This is a genomic window from Dokdonella sp. (assembly GCF_051958935.1).
GTDB lineage: Bacteria > Pseudomonadota > Gammaproteobacteria > Xanthomonadales > Rhodanobacteraceae > Dokdonella_A.
Genome location: NZ_JBQCFP010000168.1, coordinates 1 through 26,287, shown reverse-complemented (window position 1 = coordinate 26,287; position 26,287 = coordinate 1). Strand labels below are relative to the sequence as shown.

27 protein-coding genes and 2 pseudogenes are annotated in these 26,287 nt (G+C 69.3%); 18 read left to right on the top strand and 11 right to left on the bottom strand.

Going from position 1 to position 26,287, the window contains the following annotated elements; all coding sequences use genetic code 11:
• Positions 1-61: 61 nt before the first annotated feature.
• Positions 62-1,546 (bottom strand): RimK family protein, encoded by a 1,485-nt coding sequence (locus ACTHK2_RS15905; protein ID WP_440246697.1) that lies wholly within the window; start codon positions 1,544-1,546, stop codon positions 62-64.
• A gap of 245 nt (positions 1,547-1,791) precedes the next feature.
• On the opposite strand from ACTHK2_RS15905, the gene ACTHK2_RS15900 reads away from it, so the two are divergent.
• Positions 1,792-2,280: a GNAT family N-acetyltransferase gene (locus tag ACTHK2_RS15900; protein ID WP_440246696.1), complete on the top strand. Its 489-nt coding sequence runs from the start codon at positions 1,792-1,794 to the stop codon at positions 2,278-2,280.
• Here the strand turns inward: ACTHK2_RS15900 and ACTHK2_RS15895 are convergent.
• Entirely contained in the window at positions 2,277-2,954 is a 678-nt protein-coding gene (locus ACTHK2_RS15895) for a hypothetical protein (protein WP_440246695.1), read from the bottom strand. The genes ACTHK2_RS15900 and ACTHK2_RS15895 overlap by 4 nt on opposite strands.
• Positions 2,955-3,050: 96 nt before the next feature.
• On the opposite strand from ACTHK2_RS15895, the gene lptM reads away from it, so the two are divergent.
• The 8 genes from lptM (at position 3,051) to ACTHK2_RS15855 (ending at position 8,966) form a co-directional block, all read left to right on the top strand.
• Entirely contained in the window at positions 3,051-3,170 is a 120-nt protein-coding gene (gene lptM, locus ACTHK2_RS15890) for an LPS translocon maturation chaperone LptM (protein WP_440246694.1), read from the top strand.
• A gap of 7 nt (positions 3,171-3,177) precedes the next feature.
• Complete coding sequence (gene dapF, locus ACTHK2_RS15885) at positions 3,178-4,038, top strand: diaminopimelate epimerase (RefSeq protein ID WP_440246693.1); 861 nt, start codon at positions 3,178-3,180, stop codon at positions 4,036-4,038.
• Positions 4,035-4,715 carry a DUF484 family protein gene (locus tag ACTHK2_RS15880; protein ID WP_440246692.1) on the top strand — a complete coding sequence of 227 codons (681 nt, stop codon included), beginning with the start codon at positions 4,035-4,037 and terminating at the stop codon, positions 4,713-4,715. The genes dapF and ACTHK2_RS15880 overlap by 4 nt, the downstream gene beginning before the upstream one ends.
• Before the next feature lies 1 nt (position 4,716).
• Complete coding sequence (locus tag ACTHK2_RS15875) at positions 4,717-5,637, top strand: tyrosine recombinase XerC (protein WP_440246691.1); 921 nt, start codon at positions 4,717-4,719, stop codon at positions 5,635-5,637.
• 155 nt (positions 5,638-5,792) lie between these two features.
• Positions 5,793-6,326, top strand: a complete 534-nt coding sequence (gene hslV / locus ACTHK2_RS15870; protein WP_440246690.1) for an ATP-dependent protease subunit HslV — start codon at positions 5,793-5,795, stop codon at positions 6,324-6,326.
• 179 nt (positions 6,327-6,505) lie between these two features.
• Positions 6,506-7,840: an ATP-dependent protease ATPase subunit HslU gene (gene hslU / locus ACTHK2_RS15865; protein WP_440246689.1), complete on the top strand. Its 1,335-nt coding sequence runs from the start codon at positions 6,506-6,508 to the stop codon at positions 7,838-7,840.
• A 155-nt stretch (positions 7,841-7,995) separates the two neighbouring features.
• Complete coding sequence (locus tag ACTHK2_RS15860; protein ID WP_440246688.1) at positions 7,996-8,610, top strand: hypothetical protein; 615 nt, start codon at positions 7,996-7,998, stop codon at positions 8,608-8,610.
• Positions 8,610-8,966, top strand: a complete 357-nt coding sequence (locus ACTHK2_RS15855; protein ID WP_440246687.1) for a gamma-butyrobetaine hydroxylase-like domain-containing protein — start codon at positions 8,610-8,612, stop codon at positions 8,964-8,966. Before ACTHK2_RS15860 ends, ACTHK2_RS15855 begins: the two co-directional genes overlap by 1 nt.
• A 6-nt stretch (positions 8,967-8,972) precedes the next feature.
• Here the strand turns inward: ACTHK2_RS15855 and ACTHK2_RS15850 are convergent, their stop codons facing one another.
• From ACTHK2_RS15850 to ACTHK2_RS15840, 3 genes and pseudogenes are all read right to left on the bottom strand, one after another.
• Positions 8,973-10,121: a DUF2207 family protein gene (locus tag ACTHK2_RS15850; RefSeq protein ID WP_440246705.1), complete on the bottom strand. Its 1,149-nt coding sequence runs from the start codon at positions 10,119-10,121 to the stop codon at positions 8,973-8,975.
• A gap of 129 nt (positions 10,122-10,250) precedes the next feature.
• Positions 10,251-10,895, bottom strand: a pseudogene (locus ACTHK2_RS15845) (DUF2207 domain-containing protein); the annotation flags it as partial.
• Positions 10,892-11,428: a LemA family protein gene (locus ACTHK2_RS15840; protein ID WP_440246686.1), complete on the bottom strand. Its 537-nt coding sequence runs from the start codon at positions 11,426-11,428 to the stop codon at positions 10,892-10,894. The gene ACTHK2_RS15840 and the pseudogene ACTHK2_RS15845, both read right to left, overlap by 4 nt.
• Before the next feature lie 111 nt (positions 11,429-11,539).
• On the opposite strand from ACTHK2_RS15840, the gene ubiE reads away from it, so the two are divergent.
• The 3 genes from ubiE to ACTHK2_RS15825 all read left to right on the top strand — a co-directional run bounded on the left by ubiE (position 11,540) and on the right by ACTHK2_RS15825 (position 16,041).
• Positions 11,540-12,316, top strand: a complete 777-nt coding sequence (gene ubiE, locus ACTHK2_RS15835) for a bifunctional demethylmenaquinone methyltransferase/2-methoxy-6-polyprenyl-1,4-benzoquinol methylase UbiE (RefSeq protein WP_440246685.1) — start codon at positions 11,540-11,542, stop codon at positions 12,314-12,316.
• A gap of 135 nt (positions 12,317-12,451) precedes the next feature.
• Positions 12,452-14,020: a S10 family peptidase gene (locus tag ACTHK2_RS15830; RefSeq protein WP_440246684.1), complete on the top strand. Its 1,569-nt coding sequence runs from the start codon at positions 12,452-12,454 to the stop codon at positions 14,018-14,020.
• A 161-nt stretch (positions 14,021-14,181) separates the two neighbouring features.
• Positions 14,182-16,041 carry a M1 family metallopeptidase gene (locus ACTHK2_RS15825; RefSeq protein WP_440246683.1) on the top strand — a complete coding sequence of 620 codons (1,860 nt, stop codon included), beginning with the start codon at positions 14,182-14,184 and terminating at the stop codon, positions 16,039-16,041.
• A gap of 12 nt (positions 16,042-16,053) precedes the next feature.
• On the opposite strand, the gene ACTHK2_RS15820 is transcribed toward ACTHK2_RS15825, so the two are convergent.
• Both ACTHK2_RS15820 and ACTHK2_RS15815 read right to left on the bottom strand, forming a co-directional pair.
• The gene (locus tag ACTHK2_RS15820; protein WP_440246682.1) at positions 16,054-16,806 is read right to left on the bottom strand and encodes a tetratricopeptide repeat protein; all 753 of its coding nucleotides are present in this window, start codon (positions 16,804-16,806) and stop codon (positions 16,054-16,056) included.
• Positions 16,807-17,238: 432 nt separating this feature from the next.
• Entirely contained in the window at positions 17,239-17,895 is a 657-nt protein-coding gene (locus ACTHK2_RS15815) for a hypothetical protein (protein WP_440246681.1), read from the bottom strand.
• Positions 17,896-18,006: 111 nt separating this feature from the next.
• On the opposite strand from ACTHK2_RS15815, the pseudogene gpmI reads away from it, so the two are divergent.
• The 6 genes and pseudogenes from gpmI to ACTHK2_RS15785 form a co-directional block, all read left to right on the top strand.
• Positions 18,007-18,996 (top strand): annotated as a pseudogene (gene gpmI, locus ACTHK2_RS15810) (2,3-bisphosphoglycerate-independent phosphoglycerate mutase); the annotation flags it as partial.
• 88 nt (positions 18,997-19,084) lie between these two features.
• On the top strand, positions 19,085-19,543 hold the full coding sequence (locus ACTHK2_RS15805; RefSeq protein WP_440246680.1) for an alkaline phosphatase family protein: 459 nt from the start codon (positions 19,085-19,087) through the stop codon (positions 19,541-19,543).
• Positions 19,544-19,546: 3 nt separating this feature from the next.
• Positions 19,547-20,710, top strand: coding sequence for a murein hydrolase activator EnvC family protein (locus tag ACTHK2_RS15800; protein ID WP_440246679.1), 1,164 nt, complete (start codon positions 19,547-19,549; stop codon positions 20,708-20,710).
• Positions 20,711-20,888: 178 nt separating this feature from the next.
• Positions 20,889-22,241 (top strand): S41 family peptidase, encoded by a 1,353-nt coding sequence (locus ACTHK2_RS15795; protein ID WP_440246678.1) that lies wholly within the window; start codon positions 20,889-20,891, stop codon positions 22,239-22,241.
• Between the two features lie 59 nt (positions 22,242-22,300).
• Positions 22,301-22,969 carry a signal peptidase I gene (gene lepB / locus ACTHK2_RS15790; RefSeq protein ID WP_440246677.1) on the top strand — a complete coding sequence of 223 codons (669 nt, stop codon included), beginning with the start codon at positions 22,301-22,303 and terminating at the stop codon, positions 22,967-22,969.
• 44 nt (positions 22,970-23,013) lie between these two features.
• Positions 23,014-23,289 (top strand): DUF3144 domain-containing protein, encoded by a 276-nt coding sequence (locus tag ACTHK2_RS15785; RefSeq protein WP_182530819.1) that lies wholly within the window; start codon positions 23,014-23,016, stop codon positions 23,287-23,289.
• Between the two features lie 16 nt (positions 23,290-23,305).
• On the opposite strand, the gene ACTHK2_RS15780 is transcribed toward ACTHK2_RS15785, so the two are convergent.
• From ACTHK2_RS15780 to ACTHK2_RS15765, 4 genes are all read right to left on the bottom strand, one after another.
• Complete coding sequence (locus ACTHK2_RS15780; RefSeq protein WP_440246676.1) at positions 23,306-23,632, bottom strand: DUF1820 family protein; 327 nt, start codon at positions 23,630-23,632, stop codon at positions 23,306-23,308.
• Between the two features lie 138 nt (positions 23,633-23,770).
• Positions 23,771-24,454: a rhomboid family intramembrane serine protease gene (locus ACTHK2_RS15775; protein ID WP_440246675.1), complete on the bottom strand. Its 684-nt coding sequence runs from the start codon at positions 24,452-24,454 to the stop codon at positions 23,771-23,773.
• A 17-nt stretch (positions 24,455-24,471) separates the two neighbouring features.
• Complete coding sequence (locus ACTHK2_RS15770) at positions 24,472-25,407, bottom strand: general secretion pathway protein GspB (RefSeq protein WP_440246674.1); 936 nt, start codon at positions 25,405-25,407, stop codon at positions 24,472-24,474.
• A gap of 31 nt (positions 25,408-25,438) precedes the next feature.
• Positions 25,439-26,287, bottom strand: an 849-nt coding sequence (locus ACTHK2_RS15765; protein WP_440246673.1) for a peptidoglycan-binding domain-containing protein, incomplete at its 5' end; no start/stop codon positions are given.

Here is a 26,287-nt window from a genome sequence, read left to right as displayed (position 1 = left end):
GGGATGCGGCCGTTCGATCCTAGACGATTCGCGCGGCATGCGCGTTACGGTGGACCCGTGCTCAGCCGCGCTGGCCGAGGCGCTTGCGTTCCATCCGACGCAGGAATTCGTCCATGATGCGCCGGTACAGGTCGTCGCCGAGGTAGGCGTCCTCGACGCCGGCGTCGATCGACGGGTTGTCGTTCACTTCGATGACGACGAGGCGATCGCCGGCCTGCTTGAGGTCCACGCCGTACAGGCCGTCGCCGATCGGCGCGGTCGCCTTCAACGCGAGCTTGAGCACGTCGGCCGGCGTCGAGCGCACCGGCAGCGTCTCGAAGCCGCCCGATTTGGCCGTGCCCTTCGCGCCATGGTTGTAGATCTGCCAGTGGCCACGCGACATGAAGTACTTGCACGCGTACAGCGGTTCGCGGTTGAGCACGCCGATGCGCCAGTCGAACTCGGTGAACATGAATTCCTGCGCGAGCACGAGCGCGGTGTGCTGGAACAGGTCGTCGACCGCGGACTTGAGCTGCTCGGGGTTCTCGGCCTTCACGATACCGCGCGAGAACGAACCGTCGGGAATCTTCAGGACGATCGGGAAACCGAGCAGGTCCGGCAGCTCGGCGATCTTCTTCGGGTCGTCGCGATAGAGGATCTCGGTGCGCGGCGTCGCCAGCTTGCGCGAGCGGAGCAAATCGTGCAGGTAGATCTTGTTGGTGCACTTCAGGATCGAGCTCGGATCGTCGATGACGACCATGTCCTCCTTCTCCGCCTTGTTGGCGAAGCGATAGGTGTGGTTGTCGAGCGCGGTCGTCTCGCGGATGAACAGGCCGTCGTATTCGGCGAGCTTGGTGTAGTCGTTCTTGGTGAGCGTGTCGACCTCGATGCCGAGCTCGGCACCGGCCTCGACGAACGACTTCAGCGCGCGCTTGTTCGACGGCGGCATCGGGTCGCCGGGGTCGGCGAGCATCGCGAGGTCGAAGCGGAACTTCTTGCGCGCGCGCGGCTTGCGCCAGAGCTTCTTGGAGAACTTGTCGAGTGCCTGCGCGAACGCGTCTTCCTGCTGGTCCGACAGCGTGTGCAGGCCGGTCGGCTTGATCGCGGCGATCTGCCAGACGCGCTCGCGCTCGAACTCGATGCGCAGGATCGGGCACGGGAACGTCTCGAACACCTGGCGCGCGATGTCTTCGAGGCTGTCCGACGAGGTTTCGCCGAAGTAGACCAGCACGCCGAAATCGGTCGTGTCGCGGCCGCCGTCGGGGAGGAACTTGGCGAGCTTCTGGTTGAGGTCGTCGATGTCGAGGCCGTACAGCGAGCGTCGGCGCAGGTCGTTGATCGTGCGCACGGACGGAATCACCTTGTGGCCGCGCGCCTCGGCGAGCAGCGAGACGTAATAGCCGGTGCCGAGGTACTTGTAGCTGCGGCACAGGTTGATGACCTGGGTGCGCTCGTCGTCGCTGCCGATCGGCTCCTTCAGGTAGTCGTGCGCGGTCACCACGTTGTCGGACGGGTAGTACGAGCCCCAGTCCGTGGCTTTTTCCACGACGATGACGAGCCGACTCATGCGCAGCGCCTGGATGCGGGATCGGAGAGGCGACCACCATGGCTCGCTGCTGGACGCCGCACGGACGACGGGATGGGCGAGGGCGGCTGCGGCATGGCGGGCGCGGAGTGTGCCACAGGCCGGAACCGGCGTGCAGGTGGGCCGCGTCGGCCGCCTGCGGGCGATTCAGCGGCGGTGAAGCCACGATCGAAACCGCGCGCGTTCGGCATTGCACACGCCCCCGGTCGCGACTAGGCTGGCGCGCCGTGCCCGAGCCCGCCGTTCCCCGTTCCACTCCCCCCGATACGCGGGTACGGCGCGCCACGTCCGCCGACCTCGATGTCCTCGTCGCGCTCGAGCAGGCGACGTTCGCGCTCGATCGCATGAGCAAGCGCCAGTGGCGGCGCCACCTCGACAGTCCCAGTGCCGATGTGCTGGTCGCGGTGCGGGAGCGCCGGCTGGTCGGCGCGGCCGTCGTGTTCCGTCGACACGGCAGCGACATCGCACGCCTCTATTCGATCGCCGTGGCGGCGAGCGAGCGCGGTGGCGGTGCCGGCAGGGCGTTGCTCGCGGCGGTCGAGCGGACCGCGCGGCGGCACGGTTGCCGCCGCCTGCGCCTGGAGGTCCGCAGCGACAACGTCGCCGCCCAGCGCCTCTACGAGTGCGCCGGCTACCGCGCGTTCGCGATCCGTGCCGCCTACTACGAGGACGGTGCGGACGCGCGTCGCTACGAGAAGCGCCTCGACGCGGGCTAGGGACCTTCGGCGCGTAGCTTCTCGGCCGTCGCGGCGTCGGACGGACGCGCGACGAGCCCGCCCGCGGCGGCGAGCGTGACGTCGTAACGGCCGCCGTCGACGAGCGGCAGGTAGGCCGCGCTGCCGTAGTCGGCGTCGATCCACGGCAGCCATTTCGGATAGGTGCGTTTGAGCGTCCACAGGTCCGGCCAGCGCGAATCGCCGAGCGCGACGACGGACCTCGCCGAGCTCCGCTCCTGCGCGACATCGCGGTAACGCCCGCCGATCCGATCGAGGCGGTACAGCGGCTGCGCACCGAGCACCACCGCGCGCGGCTTCCATTTGATCACGCGCGCGTCGAGCTGCCAGTCGTCGCCCGCGATTTCGACCTCGCGATGCGCCCCGTCGGGTGTCGACACGTCCACCAGGTACCGCTGCGCGCCGAGCGCGCGCGCCTCGATGTGCGCCACCGGCACTTCCGCGGCGAGCCGCCGATAGCCGAGCAGCACGCTGCCGGCGAACGCGCCGAGCAGCGCGAGTGCGAGGAACACCAGGCACCAGGCGAGGCGCAGGCTCGCCGCGACCCGCCGGCGCTCGCGCCAGCGGCGGCGCGCATGCACGCCATGGCCGGTCGCGAAGAGGGCACACAAGGCGGCGAACACGAACAGTGCGACCAGGAACGGTGTCAGCGACATCGTCGGACGGCTCCGCGCGGGGATCGGCCCTAGCATACCGGTCCCGCGCGTGAACGGCCGCTATACTCCGGGCAGCTTCCAGGCCCGGGTTTCGCCATGTCCTTTCGCGCCAGCTTCCGTTTCACGCTGCTGCTCGTCCTGCTGCTCCTCGCCGCGTGCGGCAACAAGGGCCCGCTCGTGAAGCCGGCCGCGCCCGCCCCGGCCGCGACGCCCTGAGCCGCGCATGACGCTGCGCTTCAGCAAGATGCACGGGCTCGGCAACGACTTCGTCGTCGTCGATGCGCGCACCGTGCCGTTCGCACTCGACGCGAGCGCGATCCGCTGGCTCGGTGACCGCCATTTCGGCGTCGGCTTCGACCAGCTGCTCACGATCGAACCTGCAGTTGATCCGTCCTGCAGTTTCGCCTACGGCATCTGGAATACCGACGGCACCAGCGCCGGCCAGTGCGGCAACGGCGTGCGCTGCGTCGCTGCCTGGCTCGCGCGCGCGGGCGTGCTCGGCCCCGGCATGACGCGGTTGGAGAGTCCGTCCGGCCCCGTCGCGGTGGAGCTGCGCGGTGACGGCAGCGTGAGGGTCGACATGGGCGAGCCACGGTTCGCGCCGGCGGCGATCCCGCTGCGGGGGAACACCGAGAGCGACGTGTACGCGATCGACGTGGTCGGGCGCGAGGTCGAAATCGGTGCGGTATCCATGGGCAATCCGCACGCACTGGTCGAGGTCGAGGACGTCGCCGCGGCGCCGGTCGCCGTGCTCGGCCCGCAAATCGAACATGCGCCGGCGTTTCCGCAGCGCTGCAACGTCGGTTTCGCCGAGATCGTTTCGCGTGGTTCGATCCGCCTGCGCGTGTGGGAACGTGGCGTCGGCGAAACGCTCGCCTGCGGCAGCGGCGCGTGCGCCGCGGTTGCGGTGCTGCGCCGGCGCGCTAAAGTCGATCCCGAGGTGCGCGTCGTCCTGCCGGGCGGTGAACTCGAAGTGCGCTGGGACGGGCCCGGCCATCCGGTCTGGATGCGCGGCCCGGCGGCGTTCGTGTTCGACGGCGAGATCGCGCCGGCTGCGGGCCCGACAACAACGAGGAAGTCATGAGCGAACTCAGCATCAAGGATGGCCTCGACGCGATGGACGTCGCAAGCTACCTGCGCCGCCATCCGGAATTCCTGCGCGAATTCCCCGATATCGCGATGGCGCTCGTGCTGCCGCGCGAGCAGGGCCAGGCGGCGTCGCTAGCGAGCTACCAGCTCGACGTGCTGCGTGACAAGAATCGTGAACTCAACCGGCGCCTGCACGACCTCGTAGAGATCGCGCACGAAAACGAGGCGCTGATGGTGCGCGTGCACACGCTCACGCTCGCACTGATGCGCGCGCGCAGCCTCGCCGGCACCACCAGCGCGGTCGTCGCCGCGCTGACCGAGGATTTCCATACCGACCTCGTCCGCCTCGTGCTGTTCCGCACCGATCCGGAACTCCCGGCCGCCGAATGGCTCATCGTCGAGCCCGCGGGCATGAGCGCATTCCCTGTGTTTTCCGAGTTCTTCAAGCGCGCCGAGCCGCTATGCGGCCGCCTGCAGCAGGACAAGCTCGATGCCTTGTTCGCGGCGCGCGCGGACGAGGTGCAGTCGGCGGTACTGCTGCCGATCGGCTCGACCGGCATGCTCGCGATCGGCAGCAACGACGCGAATCGTTTCCATCCGGGCATGGGCACGGTCTTCCTCAAGCTGATCGGCGAAGCGATCTCGACCGCGATCGCGCGCTACCCCGCGTGAAATGAGCGCGGTCGCCGCAAGCGGCACCGACCTCGGCGCGGCGGTCGACCGCTTCCTGCACTACCTGCGCGATGAACGGCGTTATTCGCCGAGCACGGTCGAGCACTACGCGCACGCGATCGCTCAGCTCACCGAGCATGCCGAGGCGCGCGGCATTTCGCGCTGGCACGAGCTCAAGCCCGACCAGGCACAGGCCGCGCTGGCCGAACGGCATCGTCGCCGCGGCTATTCGCCGTCGACCTTGCGCGGCATCGCCTCGGCCTGGCGCAGCTTCTTCCGCTGGCTCGCGCGCGAAGGCGAGGTCGCGATCAATCCGGCGACGGGCCTGCGCTCGCCGAAGGTGAAGCGCAAGCTGCCCGAGGTGCTCGACACCGACGAGACGGCGGCGCTGGTCGAGCTGCCCGGTGACGATCCGGAAACCGTGCGCGATCGCGCGTTGCTCGAGCTCCTCTACTCGAGCGGCCTGCGCGTCGCCGAACTATGCAGCGTCCGCTGGCGCGACCTCGACGCGGGCGAAGGCTCGCTGCGCGTGACCGGCAAGGGCAACAAGACGCGCATCGTCCCGGTCGGCACGCAGGCGCTCGCGGCGCTCGTCGCCCTGCGCGAGCAGGACCGTTGCGGCGATGACGACCCGCTCGTGCGCGGCCGTCGCGGTGCCCCGCTGACACCGAACGGAGTGCGCGCGCGCCTCAGGAAGCGCGCGCAGGAGCAGGGCATCTGGAAGCGCGTCTATCCGCACCTCCTGCGCCATTCCTGCGCGAGCCACTTGCTCGAATCCTCGGGCGACCTGCGCGCCGTGCAGGAACTGCTCGGCCATGCCGACATCGGCACGACGCAGATCTACACGCACCTCGACTTCCAGCACCTCGCCAAGGTCTACGACGCGGCCCATCCCCGCGCCCGGCGCCGGGGCGGCGACTGAGCCCGCAACGCCGAAAGCCTGGACCACGAAGGACATGAAGAAGGGATGATGGTCGAAGGGATTCCTTCGTCTCCTCCGCGCTTCAATCTCCTGCATGCAGGCTTGCAACGCTCGCCGCGAGACCTCATTTGCATCGTTCTACAGCAGGAACCGCCATGGAAAGCTTCCACGCCACCACCATCGTTTCCGTACGCCGCGACGGCAAGGTCGTGATCGGCGGCGACGGCCAGGTCACGCTCGGCAACACCGTGATGAAGGCGAATGCGCGCAAGATCCGCCGCCTCGGCAGGGGCGACGTGCTCGCCGGCTTCGCGGGCGCGACCGCGGACGCGTTCACGCTGTTCGAGCTGTTCGAGGCCAAGCTCGACAAACACGGAGCCAACCTCACGCGTGCTGCAGTCGAGCTCGCCAAGGACTGGCGTACCGATCGCCGGCTCGGTCGCCTCGAGGCGATGCTCGCGGTCGCCGACAAGGACACCTCCCTGCTGATTTCCGGCAACGGCGACGTGCTCGAGCCTGAACAGGGCATCATCGCGATCGGCTCGGGCGGCCCCTACGCACTCGCGGCCGCGAAGGCGCTGCTCGAGAACAGCAATCTCGATGCCCGCACGATCGTCGAGAAGGCGCTCGGCATCGCGGGCGACATCTGCATCTACACGAACCACAATGTGACGGTTGAAGAGCTGTGAGTGGTGATTCGGGATTGGTGATTGGTGATTGAAAAAAAGGCGGCTGCTGCCGTCGACGCCGCGCCCTTTCGTTTCCCGGCGACCAAAGCAATCCCCAATCCGAGTCCCCACTCGCCAGTCACGAATCCCTAGTCCCCAATCACGAATCACCAATCACCAATCACCAATCCCAGCTCTCCATGTCCGAACTCACCCCGCGCGAAATCGTCAATGAACTCGACCGCTACATCATCGGCCAGAACGCGGCCAAGCGCGCGGTCGCGATCGCGCTGCGCAACCGCTGGCGGCGCATGCAGCTCGAGCCCGGACTGCGCGAGGAAGTCACGCCGAAGAACATCCTCATGATCGGCCCGACCGGCGTCGGCAAGACCGAGATCGCGCGCCGTCTCGCCGCGCTCGCCAACGCGCCGTTCATCAAGGTCGAGGCGACCAAGTTCACCGAGGTCGGCTACGTCGGCAAGGACGTCGAGCAGATCGTGCGCGACCTCGCCGAGGCCGCGGTGAAGATGGCGCGCGAGCAGGCGAAGGCGCGCGTGCGTTCGCAGGCCGAGGATCGCGCCGAGGAGCGCATCCTCGACGCGCTGTTGCCGCGGCGCCAGCCGTCCGCATACGGCGACGCGCCGGGGTTCGACGCGGGCGAGTCCGATACGCGCCAGAAGCTGCGCAAGCAGCTGCGCGAGGGTGCGCTCGACGCGCGCGAGATCGAACTCGAGATCGCGCAGAACATCGGTGTCGAGATCATGGCGCCGCCCGGCATGGAAGAAATGACGAGCCAGCTGCGCGGCATGTTCCAGTCGCTGCAGGGACAGAAGACGCAAGCGCGCAAGCTCTCGATCGCGCAGGCGCGCCCGCTCCTGATCGAGGAGGAAGCGGGCAAGCTCGTCAACGACGAGGAGATCAAGGCGCAGGCGATCGCGAGCGCGGAGCAGAACGGCATCGTCTTCATCGACGAGATCGACAAGATCGCCCAGCGCGGCGAGTTCAGCGGCGCGGGCGTCTCGCGGGAAGGCGTGCAGCGCGACCTGCTGCCGCTGGTCGAAGGCTCGGCGGTGTCGACCAAGTACGGCACCGTGCGTACCGACCATATCCTGTTCATTGCTTCGGGCGCGTTCTCGCTCGCCAAGCCGTCGGATCTCGTGCCGGAATTGCAGGGGCGTTTCCCGATCCGCGTCGAACTCGCCGCGCTTTCCGCGGACGATTTCCGGCGCATCCTGGCCGAGCCGCAGCACGCCCTCACCAAGCAGTACACCGCGCTGCTCGGCACCGAGGGCGTCACGCTCGAGTTCGTCGAGGACGGCATCGTGCGGCTCGCCGAAATCGCATTCCAGGTCAACGAGCGTACCGAGAACATCGGCGCCCGCCGCCTGCACACCGTGCTCGAACGCCTGCTCGACGAGATCTCGTACGAAGCCTCGGACCGGGGCGGACACCACTACCGCATCGATGCGGCCTACGTCGATGCGCACCTGGGCGGGCTCGTGCGCGATGAGGATCTGTCGAGGTACATACTTTGAGGGTTGAGGGTTGAGGGCTGCGCCAGGCGCGCCCTGCGCATCCGCGGCTGGAATTCCGCGCGGTGGCCCCGATATGAGCGCACAGGAGCCGCCTGTGTTCCGGGTCGCGCGGCGGCGCGGTTGCACCACAGGCCCGAGTGCCGGACCATACACACATGACCACCGTAGTCCCGTTCAAGGCGCGCGGCGTGCGCGCCGAGCTTCGCGAGGCGTTCGAGCAACGCATTCCCCTGCGCATCCTGCGCGAGCGCCTGCACGCGGGTGTGATCCACGGCTACGTGGTCGCGCTGTCGCGCGATTTCTGCCTCGTCGCCGAGGTCGGTGACGCGATGCGCTTCGACGGCTACATCGCGATCGCGATCGCCGACATCAGCGCAATCGAGGAGGATCCCTCGCGCGAATTCGTCGAGAAGGCGCTCGCGCTGCGCGGCGAAGCGCTCAAGGTGCCGGGCGGTTTCGAGCTCGACGACTGGGCCGCTATCGCGCGCTCGGCGATGGCGTGCGCGCCGCTGATCTCGCTCAACATGGTCGAGGACGACGAGGGCGAAATCAGCTACGTCGGCCAGCTCACCGAGGTTGAGAGGGACGCGCTGGTCCTGCGCGAGCTCGACCCCAACGCCCGCTGGTATCCGGACACCGGCGCGTACGAGTTCGAAGGCCTCGGCTCGATCGGCTTCGGTTCCGGCTACCTCGATGCGCTGTGGCAGGTCGCGGGCCTGCCCGGCGATCCGCAGCAGCCGCGCGCTCCGCGTTCCGACAGCGTGCATTGATGGCGCAGGCGCCCACGCCGACGCGCATCGTGTTGCATCGCGCGTCGCACGCGCTCGAAGTCGAGTTCGATGACGGCGCAGCCTATCGCCTGCCTGCCGAATACCTGCGCGTGCACTCGCCGAGTGCCGAAGTGCAGGGCCACGGACCCGGGCAGAAGGTGCTCGTCGCCGGCAAGCGCGACGTCGCGATCGATGCGGTCGAGCCGGTCGGCAACTATGCGGTGCTGCTGCGCTTTTCCGACGGCCACGCGAGCGGCCTGTTCTCATGGAGCGTGCTGCACGAGCTCGGCCGCGAGCACGCGCGCAACTGGCAGGCGTATCTCGACGCGCTCGCGGCGAACGGCCTCGCGCGCTGAGCGCGGCTACCAGCCGCCGCCACCGCCGCCGCCGCCACCACCGCCGGAAGAGCCACCTCCGCCGCCGCCCGACGAGGAGCCGGGTGCGCTCGACGACGACGAAATCGAGCTGCTGAACGACGAGCCGAGGTCACTCGCAAAGCCGCCGAAATGGCTGATCGACCGGCCGCCGTACCAGCCGGCCGCGGTGACGGCCGCGGCTGCCGCGGCGGGGCCCACCGCGGCGGCGAACAGGTTCGTCCAGTTTTCCTCGACACCGAGCGCGAGCGCGTACGGCAGCATGCGATGGAACTGCTCGGCGCTGAGCGGCGGTGCCTTCTGGGCGGCGATCTCGTCGCGCTCGGCGACACCGAGGTAGAGACGCAGACCGTCGACCTGGTCGAGCAGGCGGCGGCCGGTCGTCGTCGGTGCCTTCATGAGCCACGCGAACAGCAGGTTGGTCGCGACCAGGGCGACGATCGCGACCGCGAAGCCGACCCCCGCGAGCATCACGAGCATGCCGATGCCGAATACCTCGCCGGCGACGAACGGCAGCGCGAACACGCTGATGAAGATCGCGCCGATCGTCGCCGCGGTCCGCTTGCCGATCGAGCCGCGGCCGACCATGCGCCAGGCGCTGACCACCTTCGCGCACAGCGCGAACACGCCGACGCTCCAGCCGCCGAGCCAGACCAGCATGAACGCGGCGCCCACGGTGCGGCCGACGTCGCCGATGAGCAGCGCCGCACCGATCACCGCGGCGACGGTGACCAGCACGCCGATCACGACGAGTCCGGTGTTCTTGCGGAAATGACTGTCGGCGTACGTGGCCTCGAGCGCTTTCCTGTGTGCATCGAGCGCCCGCGAAATGCGCGAATGCGAGGACTGCTCGAACGTGAACGCGGAGCTGCCGGCGAGCAGGTCGGCGACGAGGCGCGATTCGGTCGCGGGCAGCTCCGCCGTGCCGACGCGCTCGATGCGGTACTTGCCGTCGTCTTCGGTGATGCGGATCGCGCCGCGCACGGCCGCATCGACGATGTCGGCGGCGACACAGCCCTCGTCCCAGCCCATGCGCTCGACGTAGCGCAGCGCGCCCGGCGTGTGCCCGCCCGGCGGCTCGTACAGCGGGATGATCGTGCCCGGTTTCGGGTCCCGTCCGACGCGCGACCATTGCACGCAGTAATAGGTGAGCACGAGCAGCAGCGCGAGGAGCTGTGCGAGCACGCCCGCGTTGTCCTCGAGGAACCAGGCGAGGCGCTGGCGGTCGGTCGGCGGGGCGATGATGCCTTTCGGAAAACCGACCGCGATCGTGAGGCCCTCGCGCGGGCCGAGCATGCGCGTGGTTGCGAACGACGCGCGCGAATCGCCGTCCGCGTGCGCGCTCCAGGCCTTGCCCTGCGCGCCCTCGGGCCCGGTGTAGGCATCCAGCCGCAGGTCCGGCGGCGCGATCGAACCGGGCAGGGAGACGGTCGCGGTCGCCGCGTCGATGGGGAAGTCCCAGCCGTTGCCGGTCACGTTCCAGTAGAGCTCGTCGTGATCGGCGAAGAAGCCGAGCTGGCGGTTCGTGTGGTAGGCGAACGACTAGCTGTACTCGCCGGGCGCGAGCGTCGTCTCTTTCGAGCCGAAGTAGACACGAACGCCGTTGCCCTTGCGCTCGGAATGGAACGGCTCGTCGTGGCCGTCGCGCGTGAGCGCCAGCGGCTCGAACGCGACGTGCACCGCATTGCGGAAGCGGTCGCGATAGTCGGTCGGGAAGTCGCGGTAGATGCCGTGGCGGATCGCGCCGCCCTCGGCGCGCACGCGGATCGTCTCGGTGACGTCCATGCTGCCGTCCGCGGCGATCTCGATGCTGCTCCGGAACGACAGGATGCGCTCGTCCGCGGCCGCGACGAGCGGCCATGCGAATACCGCGGCGAACAACCATGCAGCGACGCGCCGTGCTCGACTCATTGCGGGGCCTCCTGGCCTTCGCCCTGGCGGAAGAATTCGGCCGGATGGAAGTTCGCCACGCGAGCGACGAGCAGCGACGGGAACGTCTCGATCCGGTTGTTGAGGTCGCGCACCGCGCCGTTGTAGAAGCGGCGCGCGTACTGGAGGTGGTCCTCGATCGCGACGAGGTCGCGCTGCAGCGCAAGGAAGTTGTCGCTCGCCTTGAGGCCGGGATAGCTCTCCTGCAGCGCGAGGATGCGCTGCACCTGCGTCGCGAGCTCGCCTTCGAGCCGCGCCTTGTCGCCGAGCGACGCGGCGGCCATCGCGCGCGTGCGCAGTTCCGTGACGAGGCCGAGCGTCGCGCGCTCGTGCCCGGCATAGCCCCGCACCGCCGCGACGAGCTGCGGAACGAGGTCGTGCCGGCGTGTCAGCTGCACGTCGATGTCGCTCCAGGCGGAGCGCACCTGGTTGCGCGCGGCGACGAGTTCGTTGAACAGCACGATCGCGGCCGCCACCACGACCAGCGCGCCCGCGCCCAGCCCCCAGACCAGCATGTCGATGCTCCCCCGTCGACCCGGCGCCCCGTGCCGGTCCGCCCCGCATTATGCGGCCGGCGGGCGCGGGCGCAACGCAGGCCGCACCGCTGCTGCGGTACCATGCGTGCCATGAGCGAAACGACCGGCAAGCGCGCAGGCACCACCCATTTCGGCTACCGCGACGTGCCGGAGGCCGACAAGGCGCGCCTCGTCGGCGAGGTGTTCACGTCGGTCGCGCGCAAATACGACATCATGAACGACCTCATGTCGTTCGGCGTGCACCGGCTCTGGAAGCGCTATTTCGTCGCGACCAGCGGCGTGCGCGAAGGCGACGTCGTGCTCGACCTCGCCGGCGGCACCGGCGACATCGCCGCGCTGCTGCTGCCGAAGGTACGACCGAACGCGGCAGGCAGCGGCCGCGTCGTGGTCGGCGACATCAACGGCGACATGCTGCGCGTCGGCCGCGATCGCCTGCTCGATCGCGGCCTCGTGCACGGCCTCGACTGGTCGCGCATGGACGCCGAGTCGCTGCCGTTCCCCGATCGCAGCTTCGATTGCGTGACGATGGCGTTCGGCCTGCGCAATGTCACGCGCAAGGAAAAGGCCCTCGCGGAAATCCATCGCGTGCTGAAGATCGGCGGTCGGGCGCTCGTGCTCGAATTCTCCGCGGTGCGCGCCGAGTTCCTCAAGCCGCTGTACGACTTCCATTCGTTCCAGGTGCTGCCGCGCATCGGCTCGCTCATCGCGGGTGATGCGGCGAGCTACCGCTACCTCGCCGAGTCCATCCGCAAGCACCCCGACCAGGACACGCTCAAGGCGATGATGGAGACGGCCGGCCTCGCGCGCGTCGACGTGCGCAACCTGTCGGCGGGCATCGTCGCGATCCATCGCGGCTACCGCGTCTGATCCTCGCGGCGCCGGCATTGCTGCCGCGCGCGTCTTTGCATCGCGTTTACACGGGACCGGCACTTTCGTCACGGGCGATCGGCGGCGCGCGGGTGCAGGCTGCGCGTCCATGTCGCCAGCCCAGGGGTTACCGTGATGCGTCGCAATCCGTTCCGGGCGCTGCTCGCTTCGCTGCTGCTCGCGTGTTCCATCGCCGCGCAGGCGGCCGACGGCGACCAGGACGCCGAGTCCGCCGACAAGGATGCGAAGTCGGCGAAGAAGGACGAGAAGCCCATTCCGGCCGAAAGGACCGCCGTCTCGCATGGCAGCGTCGAGGTCGCCGGCCGTACCGTGCGTTACACCGCGACCGCCGGCAACGTGCTCATCCAGGACAAGGAAAACAAGCCGAACGCGAGCGTGTTCTACGTCGCCTATACGGCCGATGCCGCACGCGGCGCGGGCGAGCGGCCGGTCACGTTCTTCTACAACGGCGGCCCGGGGTCGCCGAGCGTGTGGTTGCACATGGGTTCGGTCGCGCCCGTCCGCGTCGAGTCGGCGAGCGCCGAGGCGACCGCGCCGCCACCGTACCGGCTCGTGCCGAACGCCTACAGCCTCATCGACCGCAGTGACCTCGTCTTCATCGATGCGGTCGGCACCGGCTTCTCGACACCGGTCGGCAAGGGCAAGGGCAAGGACTTCTGGGGCGTCGACCAGGATCTCGACGCGTTCGCCAAGACGATCACGCGCTACGTATCGATCAACCATCGCTGGAACGCACCGAAGTTCCTGTTCGGCGAGTCGTACGGCACGACGCGTTCGGCCGGCCTCGTCAACAAGTTGCAGAACGACGGCATGGCATTCAATGGCGTCGTGCTGTTGTCGTCGAGCCTCAACTACGGCGCGAACTCGCCCGGCCTCGACCACACCTACGTCGGCGCGCTGCCGACGCTCGCGGCGATCGCGTGGTACCACGACAAGGTGCCGAACAAGCCGGCCGAGCTGCGCACGTTCCTCGACGAGGCGCGCGCGTTCGCCGCAGGCGAGTACGCGGCAGCGCTCGCGAAGGGGCAGGACCTGTCGGCAGCCGAACTCGATGCGATGGCGACGAAGCTGTCGCGCTACACCGGCCTCTCGCCGCAATACCTCGAGGAGGCGAACCTGCGCGTCAACCAAAGCCGTTTCCGCAAGGAACTGCTGCGCGACGAACGGCGCACGGTCGGCCGCTACGACGGTCGCTACGAAGGCATCGACCTCGACGCCGCGGGCGAGAACCCGGAGTTCGACGCGTCTTCGACCGCGATCACCGGCGCTTACATCGGCGCGTTCAACCACTACGCCGAAGACACCCTGAAGTGGAGCAGCGACACGCCGTACGTACGCACCGGGCCCGACATCATCCGCGAGTGGGACTGGAAGCACGAGCAACCCGGTTCGCGCGTCCCGCAGCGCGTGCCGTACGTGGCGGGCGATCTCGCGCGCGCGATGCGCGAGAATCCGAAGCTGCAGGTGTTGTCCGCGAACGGCTGGTTCGACCTCGCGACGCCGTTCTTCGCGACCGAGTACGACATCTCGCACATGCAGCTCGATCCCTCCCTGCGCGGCAACGTGACGTTCACCTACTACCCGTCCGGGCACATGGTGTATCTCAACGTCGACGCGCTGAAGCAGTTCAAGGCCGATCTCGACCGCTTCTACGACCACGCGCTCGGCGTCGCAACGCGCTGAGCGTGCGACCCGCCGCGCCGGCACCGGCGTGGCGGAGTGGCCACGAGGCTCCGGCGCGGATGTCGCGCCGCAGCGCCCTCGCCGCGACCGTGCACGGCGCGAACCGCGCTGCGATTTGGGCGACAATCGCGCTTTCCAGCACCAAGCATCGGGGTATCGCCGTGTCCATCCTCCCGCGCCTGCTCGTCCTGCCCTTGTTGCTGCTCGCGGCGGACGCCGCCGCAGCGACGACCGATCCGCACAGCTATGCGAACACCGAGGCGGTCACCGTGCGCAGCCTCGCACTCGACCTCGACGTCGATTTCGACAAGCGCGAGCTCGCCGGCACGGCCGAGCTTTCGCTCGACTGGCACGATCCGGCCGCACGCACGCTCGTGCTCGACACGCGCGACCTGACCATCGAGGGAGTGGAGGCGCAGGTCGCCGGCGGCCCTGCGCGCGTGCTCGGCTTCGCGCTCGACCAGCGCGACCCGATCCTCGGCTCGGCCCTGCGCATCCGCCTCGACCAGCCCGCGGCGAGCGTGCGCATTCGCTATCGCAGCGCGCCCGGGGCGTCGGGCTTGCAGTGGATGACGCCGGCGCAGACCGCGGGCAAGCAGCAGCCGTTCATGTTCTCGCAGTCCGAGTCGATCCATGCGCGCAGCTGGGTGCCGCTGCAGGACACGCCCTCGGTGCGCTTCACCTACACCGCCCACGTGCGCGCACCGAAGGCGCTGCGCGTGGTCATGAGCGCCGACAACGACGTGAAGCATGCGCTCGACGGCGACTTCCGCTTCACGATGGACAAGCCGATCCCGTCCTACCTGCTCGCTATCGCGGTCGGCGACATCGCCGTGCGCGAAACCGGCCCGCGCAGCGCCGTCTATGCCGAGCCATCGGTGGTCGAATCGGCGGCCACGGAATTCGCCGACACCGAGAAGATGATCGAGACGACCGAGAAGCTCTACGGCCCGTACCGCTGGGGCCGTTACGACATCCTCGTGCTGCCGCCGAGCTTCCCGTTCGGCGGCATGGAGAATCCGCGCCTGACGTTCGCGACGCCCACCGTGCTGGTCGGCGACAAGAGTCTCGTCTCGCTCGTCGCGCACGAACTCGCCCACTCGTGGTCGGGCAACCTCGTCACGAATGCGGCGTGGAAGCACATGTGGCTCAACGAGGGTTTCACGACCTACGTCGAGAACCGCATCGTCGAGGCCGTCTACGGCAAGGCGCAGGCTGACGAGGAGTTCATCCTCGCCGCCGACGAGCTGCGCGGCGAACTCGCCGAAACGCCCAAACCCGACCAGCGCCTCGTGCCCGACTTCGACACGCGCGACGCCGACGACGCCGGTTCCGATTTCGCCTACACCAAGGGCGCATGGCTGCTGCGCACGCTCGAGGCGAAGTTTGGCCGCGAAGCGTTCGACGCGTACCTGCGCGGCTATTTCGACCACTTCGCGTTCCAGAGCATCACGACCGCGCAGATGCTCGACTACCTCGAACCGAACCTGCTCCAAAAATATCCGGGCAAGATGAGCCTCGCCGAGGTGAGGGCATGGATCGAGCAGCCGGGCATCCCGGCCGATGCGGGCGTGCCGACCTCGGAGCGCTTCGTCTCGATCGAGAAACAGCGCGGCGAATGGCTCGCCGGCACGCGCAAGGCCGCCGAGCTCGATGCGAAGGGCTGGAACACGCAGGAATGGATGTACTTCCTCGATGGCCTGCCCAAGCCGCTCAAGGCCGCTCAGCTTGCCGAGTTCGATGCGGCGTGGCATCTCACGGGAGCGGCGAATGCGGAGATCGCGCGGCGTTGGTACCTCGCCGCGATTCGCGCCGACTATCGGCCCGCGCGCGAGCAGATGGCGGCGTACATGTCGCGCATCGGCCGGCGCTATCTGGTACTGCCGCTCTACGAGGAACTCGCCAGGACGCCGGACGGCCTTGCGTTCGCGCGTGGTGTGTACGCGAAGGCGAAGCCGGGCTACCACCCGCTCACGCAGGCCGGGATCGAGAAGGCGCTCGCGAAAAAGAAGAAGCGCTGACGCGCGCCGTGCTCAGCCGGCCTCGAGCGCGCCGAGGTCGCGCTTGGCCGCGTCGAGCCATTCACGCTCCTTGCGGCGGTAGTAGCGCGGCGCCAGCCGCGCGCGCTTGAGCATGTCCTGCAGCACCGCGCGCGCATCGGCGATGCGCTCGCGCCGGCGCAGAAGGGTCGCGTAGCGGTAGCGCGCCTGCTCGCCCGGATAGCTGCGCGCGAGCACTTCGTATTCGGCGAGCGCAGAATCGTGCTCGCCGAGCTCCTCGAGGCAGCGCGCGTAGAGCAGGTGGCCGTCGGTCGAGCGGAACGCGGGGTTCGCCTTGACCAGCGCGTCGAGCGTCGCGCGCGCCGCAGCGAAGTCGCCATCGCCCGCCTGCGCCTCGGCCAGGCCGAGCATGAACAGGGGCTCGGTCGCGTAGATGCCCTTGAGGATCGACTGGTAGAGGTCCGCCGCATTGCGGTAGTCGCGCAGGCGCAGGCATTCCTCGGCGAGCGCGCGGCGGTTGTCGGTCGTGTCGGCGAGTTCGAGCCGCTCGCGGATCGCGCGGCGGCGGCGTTCGGGATCGATCGTCTCGAGCATCTGCCGGGCCGCCTTGCGGCTGCGTGGACTGCTGCGAAGGTCCGGCAGCACCGCGACGAACACGTAGACGGCGACCGCGATGTACGAGCCGATCAGCAGCAGCCAGATCCAGTACAGAGGCCGGCCGCTGCGCACCACGTGGATGGCGCAGAGGATCGTCAGCGCGAGCGAGGCGAGCATGAGCAATGGCATGGCGGCAGGCGTGGCAGGCGTCGGAACGGCGCATCCTGCGTATTCCGCCGCGCCCACGCAAGCCGTTCGCGCCGGTCGCAGGATCTGCGACGGCCACGCGACAACCTCTTCGGCGCAGTGGATGCCGTCTTTCGCCCCATGGACGGGGCGATCCCCTCCTTGGCATTTGTTGGCCCCGTACCGTCGTCAGCGGTGCGGGGCTTTTTTTACGGTGCCCGTTCGCGCGGTCGGTGCCTTGCCGCCTTGGCCCCCGCAGCATGCGGCCATTTCCCCCCGAAAGGGGGAATCCATGGTGATGTTATTTTGATGTCCGAGGCAGCCGGGACCCAGCGTCTTGGCCCGCATCGTGATTCCCCCGTTCGCGGGAATCACCGACGGCGCTGCTGTCGACGCGGCCATCCATGGCCCTCGTCGCGCACTTGCGATCGCGATTTACGGCTGGTCGCCGGAGAACTTCGTCGGTTTCGCGCCCTTGATCTCGCCGACCTTCGCACTGTCGCTCACGAAGAGGTCGACCTCGCGGCGGAAATCCAGCGTGCCTTCGACGATCGCGTGTGGGCCGATCACGATGCGCGGGTTGCGCTGCTTGCCCCAGGACCAGCCGTGCGGTTTTTCGACGAGGATGCCGCCTTCGACGCGCGAGCCGGCGCCGATTTCGATGTCGCCGCTGACGGTTTCGATGCCGCCCCCGATGTGCGCCGCGTCGAGCACGTAGCGGCCGTTGACGTTGGAGGCATGGCCGACGATCTCCGCGCCCTTGCCGAGCCGCACGCCGCCGTTGACCGCCTCGACCGTGCCGTTCACGCGCGCGCCGGCGCCGAGGTCGATGCCGCCATTGACGGTCTCGAGCGACTCCGCGGTCGCGCGGTCGCCGAGTTCGATGCCGCCGTTGACGGTCGACACCTTGGTCGCACTGCCGCCGCCGTCGATGCGGATCGAGCCGTTGACCGTGCTGAGCGCGCCGGCCTGCTGGTCACTCTCGATGTGGATGGAGCCGTTCACCTTGTCGACGTCGATGCCGCGCGCGGAAGCGGCGCCGGCGAAGAACAGCGAGGCGAGGGCGAAGGACAGCGCGGTCCTGCAGTGCATGGCGGTCTCCGGTGAGGTGGTCGGGAGCTTGGATGCGCGGGCGCGCGGAAAGGTTGAAAACCCCGTCCGGCGCGCCGTTCCGCTAGCATTGACCCCTGCCTTCGCCATGGAATGTGCCACGTGTCACGACCCAAGCCGATCCTGCTGCTGATCCTCGACGGATGGGGCTACCGCGCCGAAACCGCGCACAACGCGATCGCGCAGGCCGATTGCCCGAACTGGCGCCGCCTGCTCGCCGAATGCCCGCACACGCTGGTCGACACGCATGGACAGTTCGTCGGCTTGCCGGACGGCCAGATGGGCAATTCCGAGGTCGGCCACATGAACATCGGGTCGGGCCGGATCGTCTACCAGGACCTCACGCGCATCGACGCGGCGATCGCCGACGGCTCGTTCGACGCCAACCCCGCGCTGCTCGGCGCCTGCGACGCCGCGCGCCTCGGCGGTGGCACGCTGCACGTATTCGGCCTGCTCTCGCCGGGCGGCGTGCACAGCCACGAACGACACATCTTCGCGATGCTCGACCTCGCCGCGCGCCGCGGCGTCGCGCGCGTCGCGGTGCACGCATTCCTCGACGGTCGCGACACGCCGCCGCGCAGCGCCGGTGCGAGCATCGCCGCACTGGCGGCGAAGTGCGCGGCGCTCGGCAATACGCGCATCGCGACGGTCGGCGGCCGTTACTACGCGATGGACCGCGACCACCGCTGGGAGCGCGTGCGGCTCGCCTGGAGCGCGATCGCCGAAGCGGTGGCCGAGTACCACGCGACCGACGCCGCGACCGCGCTGCACGATGCCTACGCGCGCGGCGAGAACGACGAGTTCGTCAAGCCGACCGTCATCGACGGCGGCGCGCGCGTCGCCGACGGCGACGCGATCGTATTCATGAACTTCCGTGCCGATCGCGCACGCGAACTCTCGCATGCGTTCGTCGACGCCGATTTCGACGGCTTCCCGCGCGTGCATGCGCCGCGCCTGTCGGCGTTCGTCACCCTCACCGAATACGAACAGGGGCTCGCTGCCACGGCGATCGCGTGGCCGCCGCAGTCCATGCGCAACACGCTCGGCGAAGTCCTCGCCGCGCAAGGCCTGCGCCAGCTGCGCATCGCCGAGACCGAGAAGTACGCGCACGTCACGTTCTTCTTCTCCGGCGGGGCGCGAAGAACCGTTCGAAGGCGAGGACCGCATCCTCGTGCCGAGCCCGAAGGTCGCGACCTACGACCTCAAGCCCGAGATGAGCTGCCCGGAACTCACAGACCGTCTGGTCGAGGCGATCGGTTCGGGCCGCTACGACTTCATTGCCTGCAACATCGCCAACCCCGACATGGTCGGCCATACGGGCGACGAGGCGGCCGCGATCAAGGCCGCGGAGGCGGTCGACGTCGCGCTCGGCCGGCTCGCCGCGGCGATCCGCGCCGCCGGCGGCGAGATGCTCGTCAGCGCCGATCACGGCAACCTTGAGCAGATGGTCGACGAGAACGGCGTGCCGCACACGCAGCACACGGTCGGCCCGGTGCCGCTCGTCTACATCGGCCGCCAGGCGCGCCTGCACCACGGCGCGTTGCGCGATCTCGCACCGAGCGTGCTCGCCTTGATGGGATTGGCGCAGCCGCCCGAAATGAGTGGGCGCAGCCTCATCGAATTCACCTGAGTCGTGCGGCTTCGACGCCCGCTCGCACTCGGCCTCGCGGCGGCACTCGCCTGTGTCGCGCATGCGCAGGATGCGCCCGATCCGCAGCGCGCGGCGCAGGAGCAGGAAACCAGGCGCAAGCTCGACGCCGTGCGCGCCGAGCTCAAGGCGCTCGCCGAACAGCAGCGCGCGGCGGGCGGCGAACGCGACGAGGCGGCGCGTGCACTGCGGGACAAGGAACTCGCGCTCGCCGCGGTCGCGAGGGACGTGCAGGCGCTCGATGCGAAGGTCGCCGCGCAACAGGCGCGCCTCGACGAGCTCGATGCCGAAAAGGCGAAGCTCGATCGCACGCTCGCGGTGCAGCGCGACGCGCTCGGCGGCCTGCTTCGCTCGGCCTACGCACTCGGCCACGGCGAGGAACTCAAGCTGCTGCTGCAGCAGGACGATGTCGCCGCGATCTCGCGGGTGCTCGCCTACCATCGCTACTTCCAGCGCGCCCAGGTCGAGCAGATCGAGCACCTGCTCGGTGACCTGCGCCGCCTCGACGAGGTGCAGGCACAGATCCGCAGCGCGACTGCCGAACTCGCGGCGTCGCGCGACGCGCGCAACGCCGAGGGCCAGCGGCTGGACGCCGAGCGTGCGGCGCGCGCCGGATTGCTCGTCGAGCTCGAGGCGAAGCTCAAGGACCAGGCGGCGCGGATCGCCGCGCTCGGCCGCAACGAGGCGGAACTGGGCAACCTGCTCGAACGCCTGCGCGACGTGTTCGCCGACATCCCCAAGGAGCTCGCCGGCGACGCGCCGTTCGCGACGCAGCGCGGCCGGCTCCGCTGGCCGCTGCAGGGCAAGGTCGTGACCGCCTTCGGCGCCGCCGACGAATCGGGCCGGCGCAGCAGCGGCCTGCTGCTCGCGGCGAAGACCGGCAGTGCCGTGCATGCGATTTCGCACGGACGCGTCGCGTTCGCCGACTGGTTGCGCGGCTATGGCCTGCTGCTGATCGTCGACCACGGCGACGGATACCTCAGCCTCTACGGCTGCAACGAAACCCTGCTCAAGGATGTCGGCGACTGGGTCGATGCCGGCGAGACGATCGCCACGAGCGGGGCGAGCGGGGGGCAAAAGGCGGCGGGCCTGTATTTCGAGCTGCGCGCGAAGGGGCAGGCGGTCGACCCGCGCGGATGGTTGCGCTGAGCTGAACGTTTCCGCGGATCTGCGGTCCACAACAGCGCGACCGATGCGTTGCGGGGCTACACTGCTTCGCGCGGCATGCCGCGCATGCCCGCGGCTTGCGCTCGCGCGGCCGCGGCGCCACGTCGTCGTGGTGAGGTGGCCTGGCGGCCGCCCGTCTTCACCTTCAAGGTCCGGCCCGATGTCCAAGCGTTTGTTGTCCACCGTCCTCATCATGTGCGCGTGCCTCCCGGCTCTGGCCGACGAGCCGCCCGTCGACGCCAAGGCGCCGGTCGATTCCACGACGACGGTCGAGCCGAAGGCGGCCGCGAAGAACGCGCCACTGGACCTCGCCGATATCCGCGCGTTCACCGCGGTCTACAGCCTCGTGAAGCAGGCCTACGTCGACGATGTCGATGACCACCGCCTCATGCAGTCGGCGATCCGCGGCCTGCTCGGCGGGCTCGACCCGCACAGCGAATACCTCGGCAAGGAGCAGATGGAGGACCTCACGGAGGACACCACCGGCAGCTACGCCGGTCTCGGCATCGAAGTCCTGCAGGTCGACGGTAGCCTCAAGGTGATCGCGCCGATCGACGACTCGCCGGCGGAACGCGCCGGCATCAAGGCCGGCGACACGATCGTGCGCATCGACGGCAAGCCCGTTCAGGCCGACGACGTCGACAGCGCGATCGCGCAACTGCGCGGCAAGCCTGGTTCGCCGATCACCCTCAGCGTGTTGCACGACAGGCAGACCGTGCCGGTCGACATCCCGCTCAAGCGCGAAGTGATCCGCGTCGCGAGCGCGGCGGGGCGAATGCTCGAGCCTGGCTTTGCGTACCTGCGCATCAGCCAGTTCCAGGCCGAAACCGGTGGACAGCTGCGCAAGCGCATCGAGCGCCTCGTGGCCGAGAACAAGGCGCCGCTCCGCGGCGCCGTGCTCGACCTGCGCAGCAATCCGGGCGGCCTGCTCACTGCGGCGATCGAAGTCGGCGACGAGTTCCTCGAGGGCGGCGTGATCGTCAGCACGCGCGGGCGCGTCAAGGATTCGGAGATGACCTTCCGCGCGACCCCGGGCGACCTGCTTGCCGGCGCGCCGATGGTCGTGCTCGTCGACAACGGCACGGCGTCCGCGGCGGAGATCGTCGCGGGTGCGCTCAAGGACAACCATCGCGCCCTGCTCATGGGGCGGCGCACGTTCGGCAAGGGTTCGGTGCAGACCGTGCTGCCGCTCGATGCCGAACACGCGGTCAAGCTGACCACGGCGCGCTACTACACGCCGAGCGGCGTTTCGATCCAGGCCGCCGGCATAGAACCCGACATCGGCCTGGCCGATCTCGCCCTCAGCCAGCGCGAGAGCGAGCCATCGCTGGTCGTCGGCGAACGCGACCTGCGCAACCACCTCAAGGGCGCGAATGAAGGCAATGCGGTCGAGACGCCGCCGGCGGCGAATCGCGACCTGCAACGCGACTACGCGCTCAATGAGGCGCTCAATGCGCTCAAGGCACTCGCGCTGCGCGCGCCACCTGCGCCGGGCGCACCCGGCAAGGGCTGACGAGTACGCCCACCGTGCCGATGTGGCCACACCCCACGCTCACATCTGCGAGGAGCACGATGAAGACCTGGCTGCACGCGAACCGCCGCATCATCGCCTTCCTGCTCCTGCTCGGCGTGTTCCGCAGCGCGATCGCCGACTGGAACCCGGTGCCGACCGCTTCGATGCGCCCGACCATCCTCGAAGGCGACGTCGTGCTCGTGAACCGGCTCGCCTACGACCTGCGCGTGCCGTTCTCGGACACCGTGCTCGCGCGCCTCGGCGATCCGTGCCGTGGCGACATCGTCACGTTCTCTTCGCCGCAGGACGGCACGCGCCTGATCAAGCGCGTCGTCGCGCTGCCCGGCGACACGGTGGAAATGCGCGACAACCGGCTGCTCGTCAACGGCGAGCAGGCGCGCTACGAGCCGCTCGGGCGCGAATCGCCTGTCCACGTGGGACAGCGCCGCATCGCCGCGGAGCGTGAACGCGAGGCCATCGCCGGTTCCGAGCGGATCGTGCAGTGGCTGCCGGGCAGTACCGCGCACTCGAGCTTCGGCCCGGTCGTCGTTCCGGCCGACGAGTACCTCGTGCTCGGCGACAACCGCGACAACAGCGAGGATTCGCGCTACATCGGCTTCGTGCCGCGCACGAAGCTCATCGCTCGCGCCGAGCGCATCCTCGTCTCCGCCGACATACTCGATCATTGGCAGCCGCGCTTCGCGCGTTTCGGCACGCCATTGCATTGACGCGGGCGGCGGCGGACCATATGCGGCCCCGCATCGGAGTCGCGATGAATACCCCGCAGGACATCACCGAAGACCAGTTCTTCGAGCTCGTCGATCGCTTCGTCGCGCAGGCCAACGAGTTCGGCCAGCGCTTCCCGCAGTCGCGCGTGAGTGCGGCGATCCTGTTCGCCGCGGCGCGCTTCAATGCGTTCCAGTGGGTCAACCGCAGCCAGTTGCTGCAGCAGACGCCCGAAGAAGCGACAGTCGCGTTCCGCGCCGAATACGAGGCGATGTTCCGCGAGAACCTGCGCAGCTTCGGCGTGTTGCGGCCGGACGCCTGAGCCGTTTTCGGCGTTGCTATTTCGCCCGCGGCGGCGCGAGTGGGAACGGCATGATCTTGTCGCCGCTGGCGGCGTCGCGGATCGCGGCGGTGCCGCGGCGCGCGACCTCCTCGATGCGCACGATCGCGTGCATCGGCACGTGCAGTACGTCCGTGTCCTTGAATTCCTCGCGCAGGCGTTCCTCGCTCGGATCGACGACGAGGCCTTCGCCCGGCGCGGCGAACACGAGGTCGCCGACTTCCGTGAAACCCCACAATGCACTCGATGCGACGCGGCGGGCGTAGAGCTCGATGCTCTTGCCCTGCGACAGGAAGGTGACCTTGTAGAGTTTCGCCTTGCGCATGGTGGCGATTGTAGCTTCCGTTCCCGACCAGCGCCGAGACGGAGAAAGGGCAGGCGCTGTTCCCGGCATCAGCAGCGATCCATGGATGGATCGCCCGTCGATCCTGACTTATGGCGTGGACGGGCATGGACGCATCAGCTAACTGCGCAACCGCCGCGCAATCGCCGGGCGTGACAACACCGCGAGCAGGATACCGATCAGGAAACCGGCGATGTGCGTCCACCAGGCGACGGCGCCGAACGCCGGGCCGACGTAGGTGAACAGCAGCTGCAACGCGGCCCAGAAGCCGATCAGCAGGGGCGCCGGGATGCGCACGAACTCGAGGAACACGCCGAGCGGCAGCACGAGGCCGAGGCGCGCGCGCGGGAACAGCGCGAGATAGGCGCCGACCACCGCCGATACCGCACCGCTCGAGCCGACGATCGGTGCACTCGTGCCGACGAGGGTGAGCGCGCCGACGAGGTTGGCGAGCGCGCCGCCGGTGACGAACATCGCGAGGAAGCGCGGCGAGCCGAGTGCGCGCTCGGCCGACACGCCGAACACGATCAGGAACAGCAGATTGCCGGTCAGGTGCAACCAGTCGGCATGGATGAAGATCGCCGTGACCAGGCGCGCCGCGCGCAGTTCGAGCAACTGCTGCCACCACGGCGCATGCGGGTCGAGCAGGGTCGAGGGTACCGTGCCCCAGCGCGAGAGCATGGCCAGGCGTTCGGCCGGCGGCAAGGCCACGAGCCAGAGGAACGTGGCGACACACGCAGCGACGATCAGCAGCGTCGCCCAGGGCGGACCGGTGCGGCGCGAACTCGGCAGGTGCACGAACATGCCGGTCGCCTTCCGCGTCAGCGCCCGTCGCGCGGGTAGAGGAAGCGTTGGCCCTTGAAGTCGAGCACCATTCCGTCCGCGCTGATCTCGCGCAGCACGACGCCGTCGCCGAGATCGTCGCCTTCGACGTGGCGCTCGCCGTCGATCACGATGAATCGGTCGGCGGGTGCGCTCGAATAGACGTGCATCGTGAGCTTGATGTCGGGCAGTTCCTTGCGCGTGCCGTACGGCAGTTCCCACACGGTCGGCAACTTCGGCGCGGCGGGCTTCGCCGCTGCGCGCTTCGCCGCGATCGCGTCTTCCATCGCCTTCATTTCCTGCGACGGCGTTGCGGCGGGCGTGGCCGGCGCCGCCGGCTTCGCCAGCGACCCCCGCGTTCTCGCGACGGCGTCTTTCTCCTTCGATGTGGCATCCGTGGCGGCGTCTGCGGTCGCCGTCGCCGCCGCCTTTGGCGCGGCGTCCGCGGGCGCGGTCGTAGCTGCCGGTTTGGCCGGAGACGGCGGCACGCGCATCGGCGGCGTCGCAGCCGGTGGCGCGGCGGGCTTCGTGCCAGGCGCACCGACGAGCGCGGCATTGGGCGGTGGCGTCACCGCCCCCGGCCGGTCTGTCGTCGGCATCGGCAGGATTGGCGCAGCGGCGGCCGGCATCGGCGCAGGCGGCTTGGCGGCCGGCTTCCGCTCGGCACTTGCCGGGGCCGCCACCGTCCGATCCACGCGGGGGGGCGGCAGCGCCGCGGGCGCGGCCGCCGGCGCGGGCTTTGCCTCCTCGGGCGCCGGCGCGGGTGTGCGCACCAACCACCATCCGGCGCCGAGCGCGACGGCGATGAGGCCGGCCAGCCCGGGCAACAGGTTGCGCCGGCGCCGGCTCGGCAGCGTCGGCGTGCCGCGCGTCGGCATCTCGCCGAGGCGACGCTGCTGTTCAGACTTCTTCAGGGCTTCGAGGATCAACGACATGAGGGGTTCCGACTGCGTTCGCGATGCGGGTTCATTCCACGGTCCGGGCGAGATGCGGCCCGGCGTCGTCCAGCGCCGACAGCGCGAACAGGGTTTCCGGTCCGATGATCCCATCGGCCTTGATGCCATAGGCTTGCTGCAGCGTGCGCACGCGCTCCTCGAACGCCGCATCGAACATCGCCGGTGTCGCCGCGCTGGCGCCGCCATCGAACGTCTTCAGTCGCTCGGTCGCCCATGCGACGCCGCTGCCGCTCGCGCCGCGCTCGAGCGTCGCCGGAATGTCCGCCGGCAGGCGCCAGAGCACGACGAAGTCGCCGTTCCAGAACTTGGACAACGAATCGCGCGCGAGTTCGTAGCGCGCGCCGGCGAGATCCAGTCGGACATGCTGCTTGCCCACGCCCTGCAGCAATGCGTGCGCGGGATGATCGCCCTTGCCGAGCAGCAGGATCAACGGCCGATCGAAGCGCACGAGCTGTTCCAGCGCCGCGTGGCCGCGCAGGCACGCGATGCCGGGGGCGACGATCGCGGCGCAGCGGCTCGCTTCGCGCACCGACACCGAGTCGGCATCGACCTGCCAGCGCGCGAGCAATTGGGTGAATGCGGTGAGCTCGGTTTCCGGCTTCTCGGCAAGGCGTGCCTCGAGCCGCGTCGCTTCGGCGTCGACCGGCGACGGTGCCGCGGTCGTCGGCGCAGGGGGCACGAACCTCGGCGGCTCCGGCCGTTGTTGCCACCACCAGGCGCCCGCGCTCGTGGCCAGCGCGAGCAGCGCCGCGGCTCCCCACAGGCCGTAGCGACGGAACCAGTAGCGAGCGTGACCGGGCAGGGTTTCGTCCGCGGCGCGATCGACCAGGCGTTCGCCGATGCTGTCCTGCTCGCGCGC

What these genes read in the sequence shown, in the direction of transcription:
- ACTHK2_RS15905 (WP_440246697.1), bottom strand. Translation starts at nt 1,546, where the DNA reads ATGAGTCGGCTCGTCATCGTCGTGGAAAAAGCCACGGACTGGGGCTCG.
- ACTHK2_RS15895 (WP_440246695.1), bottom strand. Translation starts at nt 2,954, where the DNA reads ATGTCGCTGACACCGTTCCTGGTCGCACTGTTCGTGTTCGCCGCCTTG.
- lptM (WP_440246694.1), top strand. Translation starts at nt 3,051, where the DNA reads ATGTCCTTTCGCGCCAGCTTCCGTTTCACGCTGCTGCTCGTCCTGCTG.
- dapF (WP_440246693.1), top strand. Translation starts at nt 3,178, where the DNA reads ATGACGCTGCGCTTCAGCAAGATGCACGGGCTCGGCAACGACTTCGTC.
- ACTHK2_RS15880 (WP_440246692.1), top strand. Translation starts at nt 4,035, where the DNA reads ATGAGCGAACTCAGCATCAAGGATGGCCTCGACGCGATGGACGTCGCA.
- ACTHK2_RS15875 (WP_440246691.1), top strand. Translation starts at nt 4,717, where the DNA reads ATGAGCGCGGTCGCCGCAAGCGGCACCGACCTCGGCGCGGCGGTCGAC.
- hslV (WP_440246690.1), top strand. Translation starts at nt 5,793, where the DNA reads ATGGAAAGCTTCCACGCCACCACCATCGTTTCCGTACGCCGCGACGGC.
- hslU (WP_440246689.1), top strand. Translation starts at nt 6,506, where the DNA reads ATGTCCGAACTCACCCCGCGCGAAATCGTCAATGAACTCGACCGCTAC.
- ACTHK2_RS15860 (WP_440246688.1), top strand. Translation starts at nt 7,996, where the DNA reads ATGACCACCGTAGTCCCGTTCAAGGCGCGCGGCGTGCGCGCCGAGCTT.
- ACTHK2_RS15855 (WP_440246687.1), top strand. Translation starts at nt 8,610, where the DNA reads ATGGCGCAGGCGCCCACGCCGACGCGCATCGTGTTGCATCGCGCGTCG.
- ACTHK2_RS15840 (WP_440246686.1), bottom strand. Translation starts at nt 11,428, where the DNA reads ATGCTGGTCTGGGGGCTGGGCGCGGGCGCGCTGGTCGTGGTGGCGGCC.
- ubiE (WP_440246685.1), top strand. Translation starts at nt 11,540, where the DNA reads ATGAGCGAAACGACCGGCAAGCGCGCAGGCACCACCCATTTCGGCTAC.
- ACTHK2_RS15830 (WP_440246684.1), top strand. Translation starts at nt 12,452, where the DNA reads ATGCGTCGCAATCCGTTCCGGGCGCTGCTCGCTTCGCTGCTGCTCGCG.
- ACTHK2_RS15820 (WP_440246682.1), bottom strand. Translation starts at nt 16,806, where the DNA reads ATGCCATTGCTCATGCTCGCCTCGCTCGCGCTGACGATCCTCTGCGCC.
- ACTHK2_RS15815 (WP_440246681.1), bottom strand. Translation starts at nt 17,895, where the DNA reads ATGCACTGCAGGACCGCGCTGTCCTTCGCCCTCGCCTCGCTGTTCTTC.
- ACTHK2_RS15795 (WP_440246678.1), top strand. Translation starts at nt 20,889, where the DNA reads ATGTCCAAGCGTTTGTTGTCCACCGTCCTCATCATGTGCGCGTGCCTC.
- lepB (WP_440246677.1), top strand. Translation starts at nt 22,301, where the DNA reads ATGAAGACCTGGCTGCACGCGAACCGCCGCATCATCGCCTTCCTGCTC.
- ACTHK2_RS15785 (WP_182530819.1), top strand. Translation starts at nt 23,014, where the DNA reads ATGAATACCCCGCAGGACATCACCGAAGACCAGTTCTTCGAGCTCGTC.
- ACTHK2_RS15780 (WP_440246676.1), bottom strand. Translation starts at nt 23,632, where the DNA reads ATGCGCAAGGCGAAACTCTACAAGGTCACCTTCCTGTCGCAGGGCAAG.
- ACTHK2_RS15775 (WP_440246675.1), bottom strand. Translation starts at nt 24,454, where the DNA reads ATGTTCGTGCACCTGCCGAGTTCGCGCCGCACCGGTCCGCCCTGGGCG.
- ACTHK2_RS15770 (WP_440246674.1), bottom strand. Translation starts at nt 25,407, where the DNA reads ATGTCGTTGATCCTCGAAGCCCTGAAGAAGTCTGAACAGCAGCGTCGC.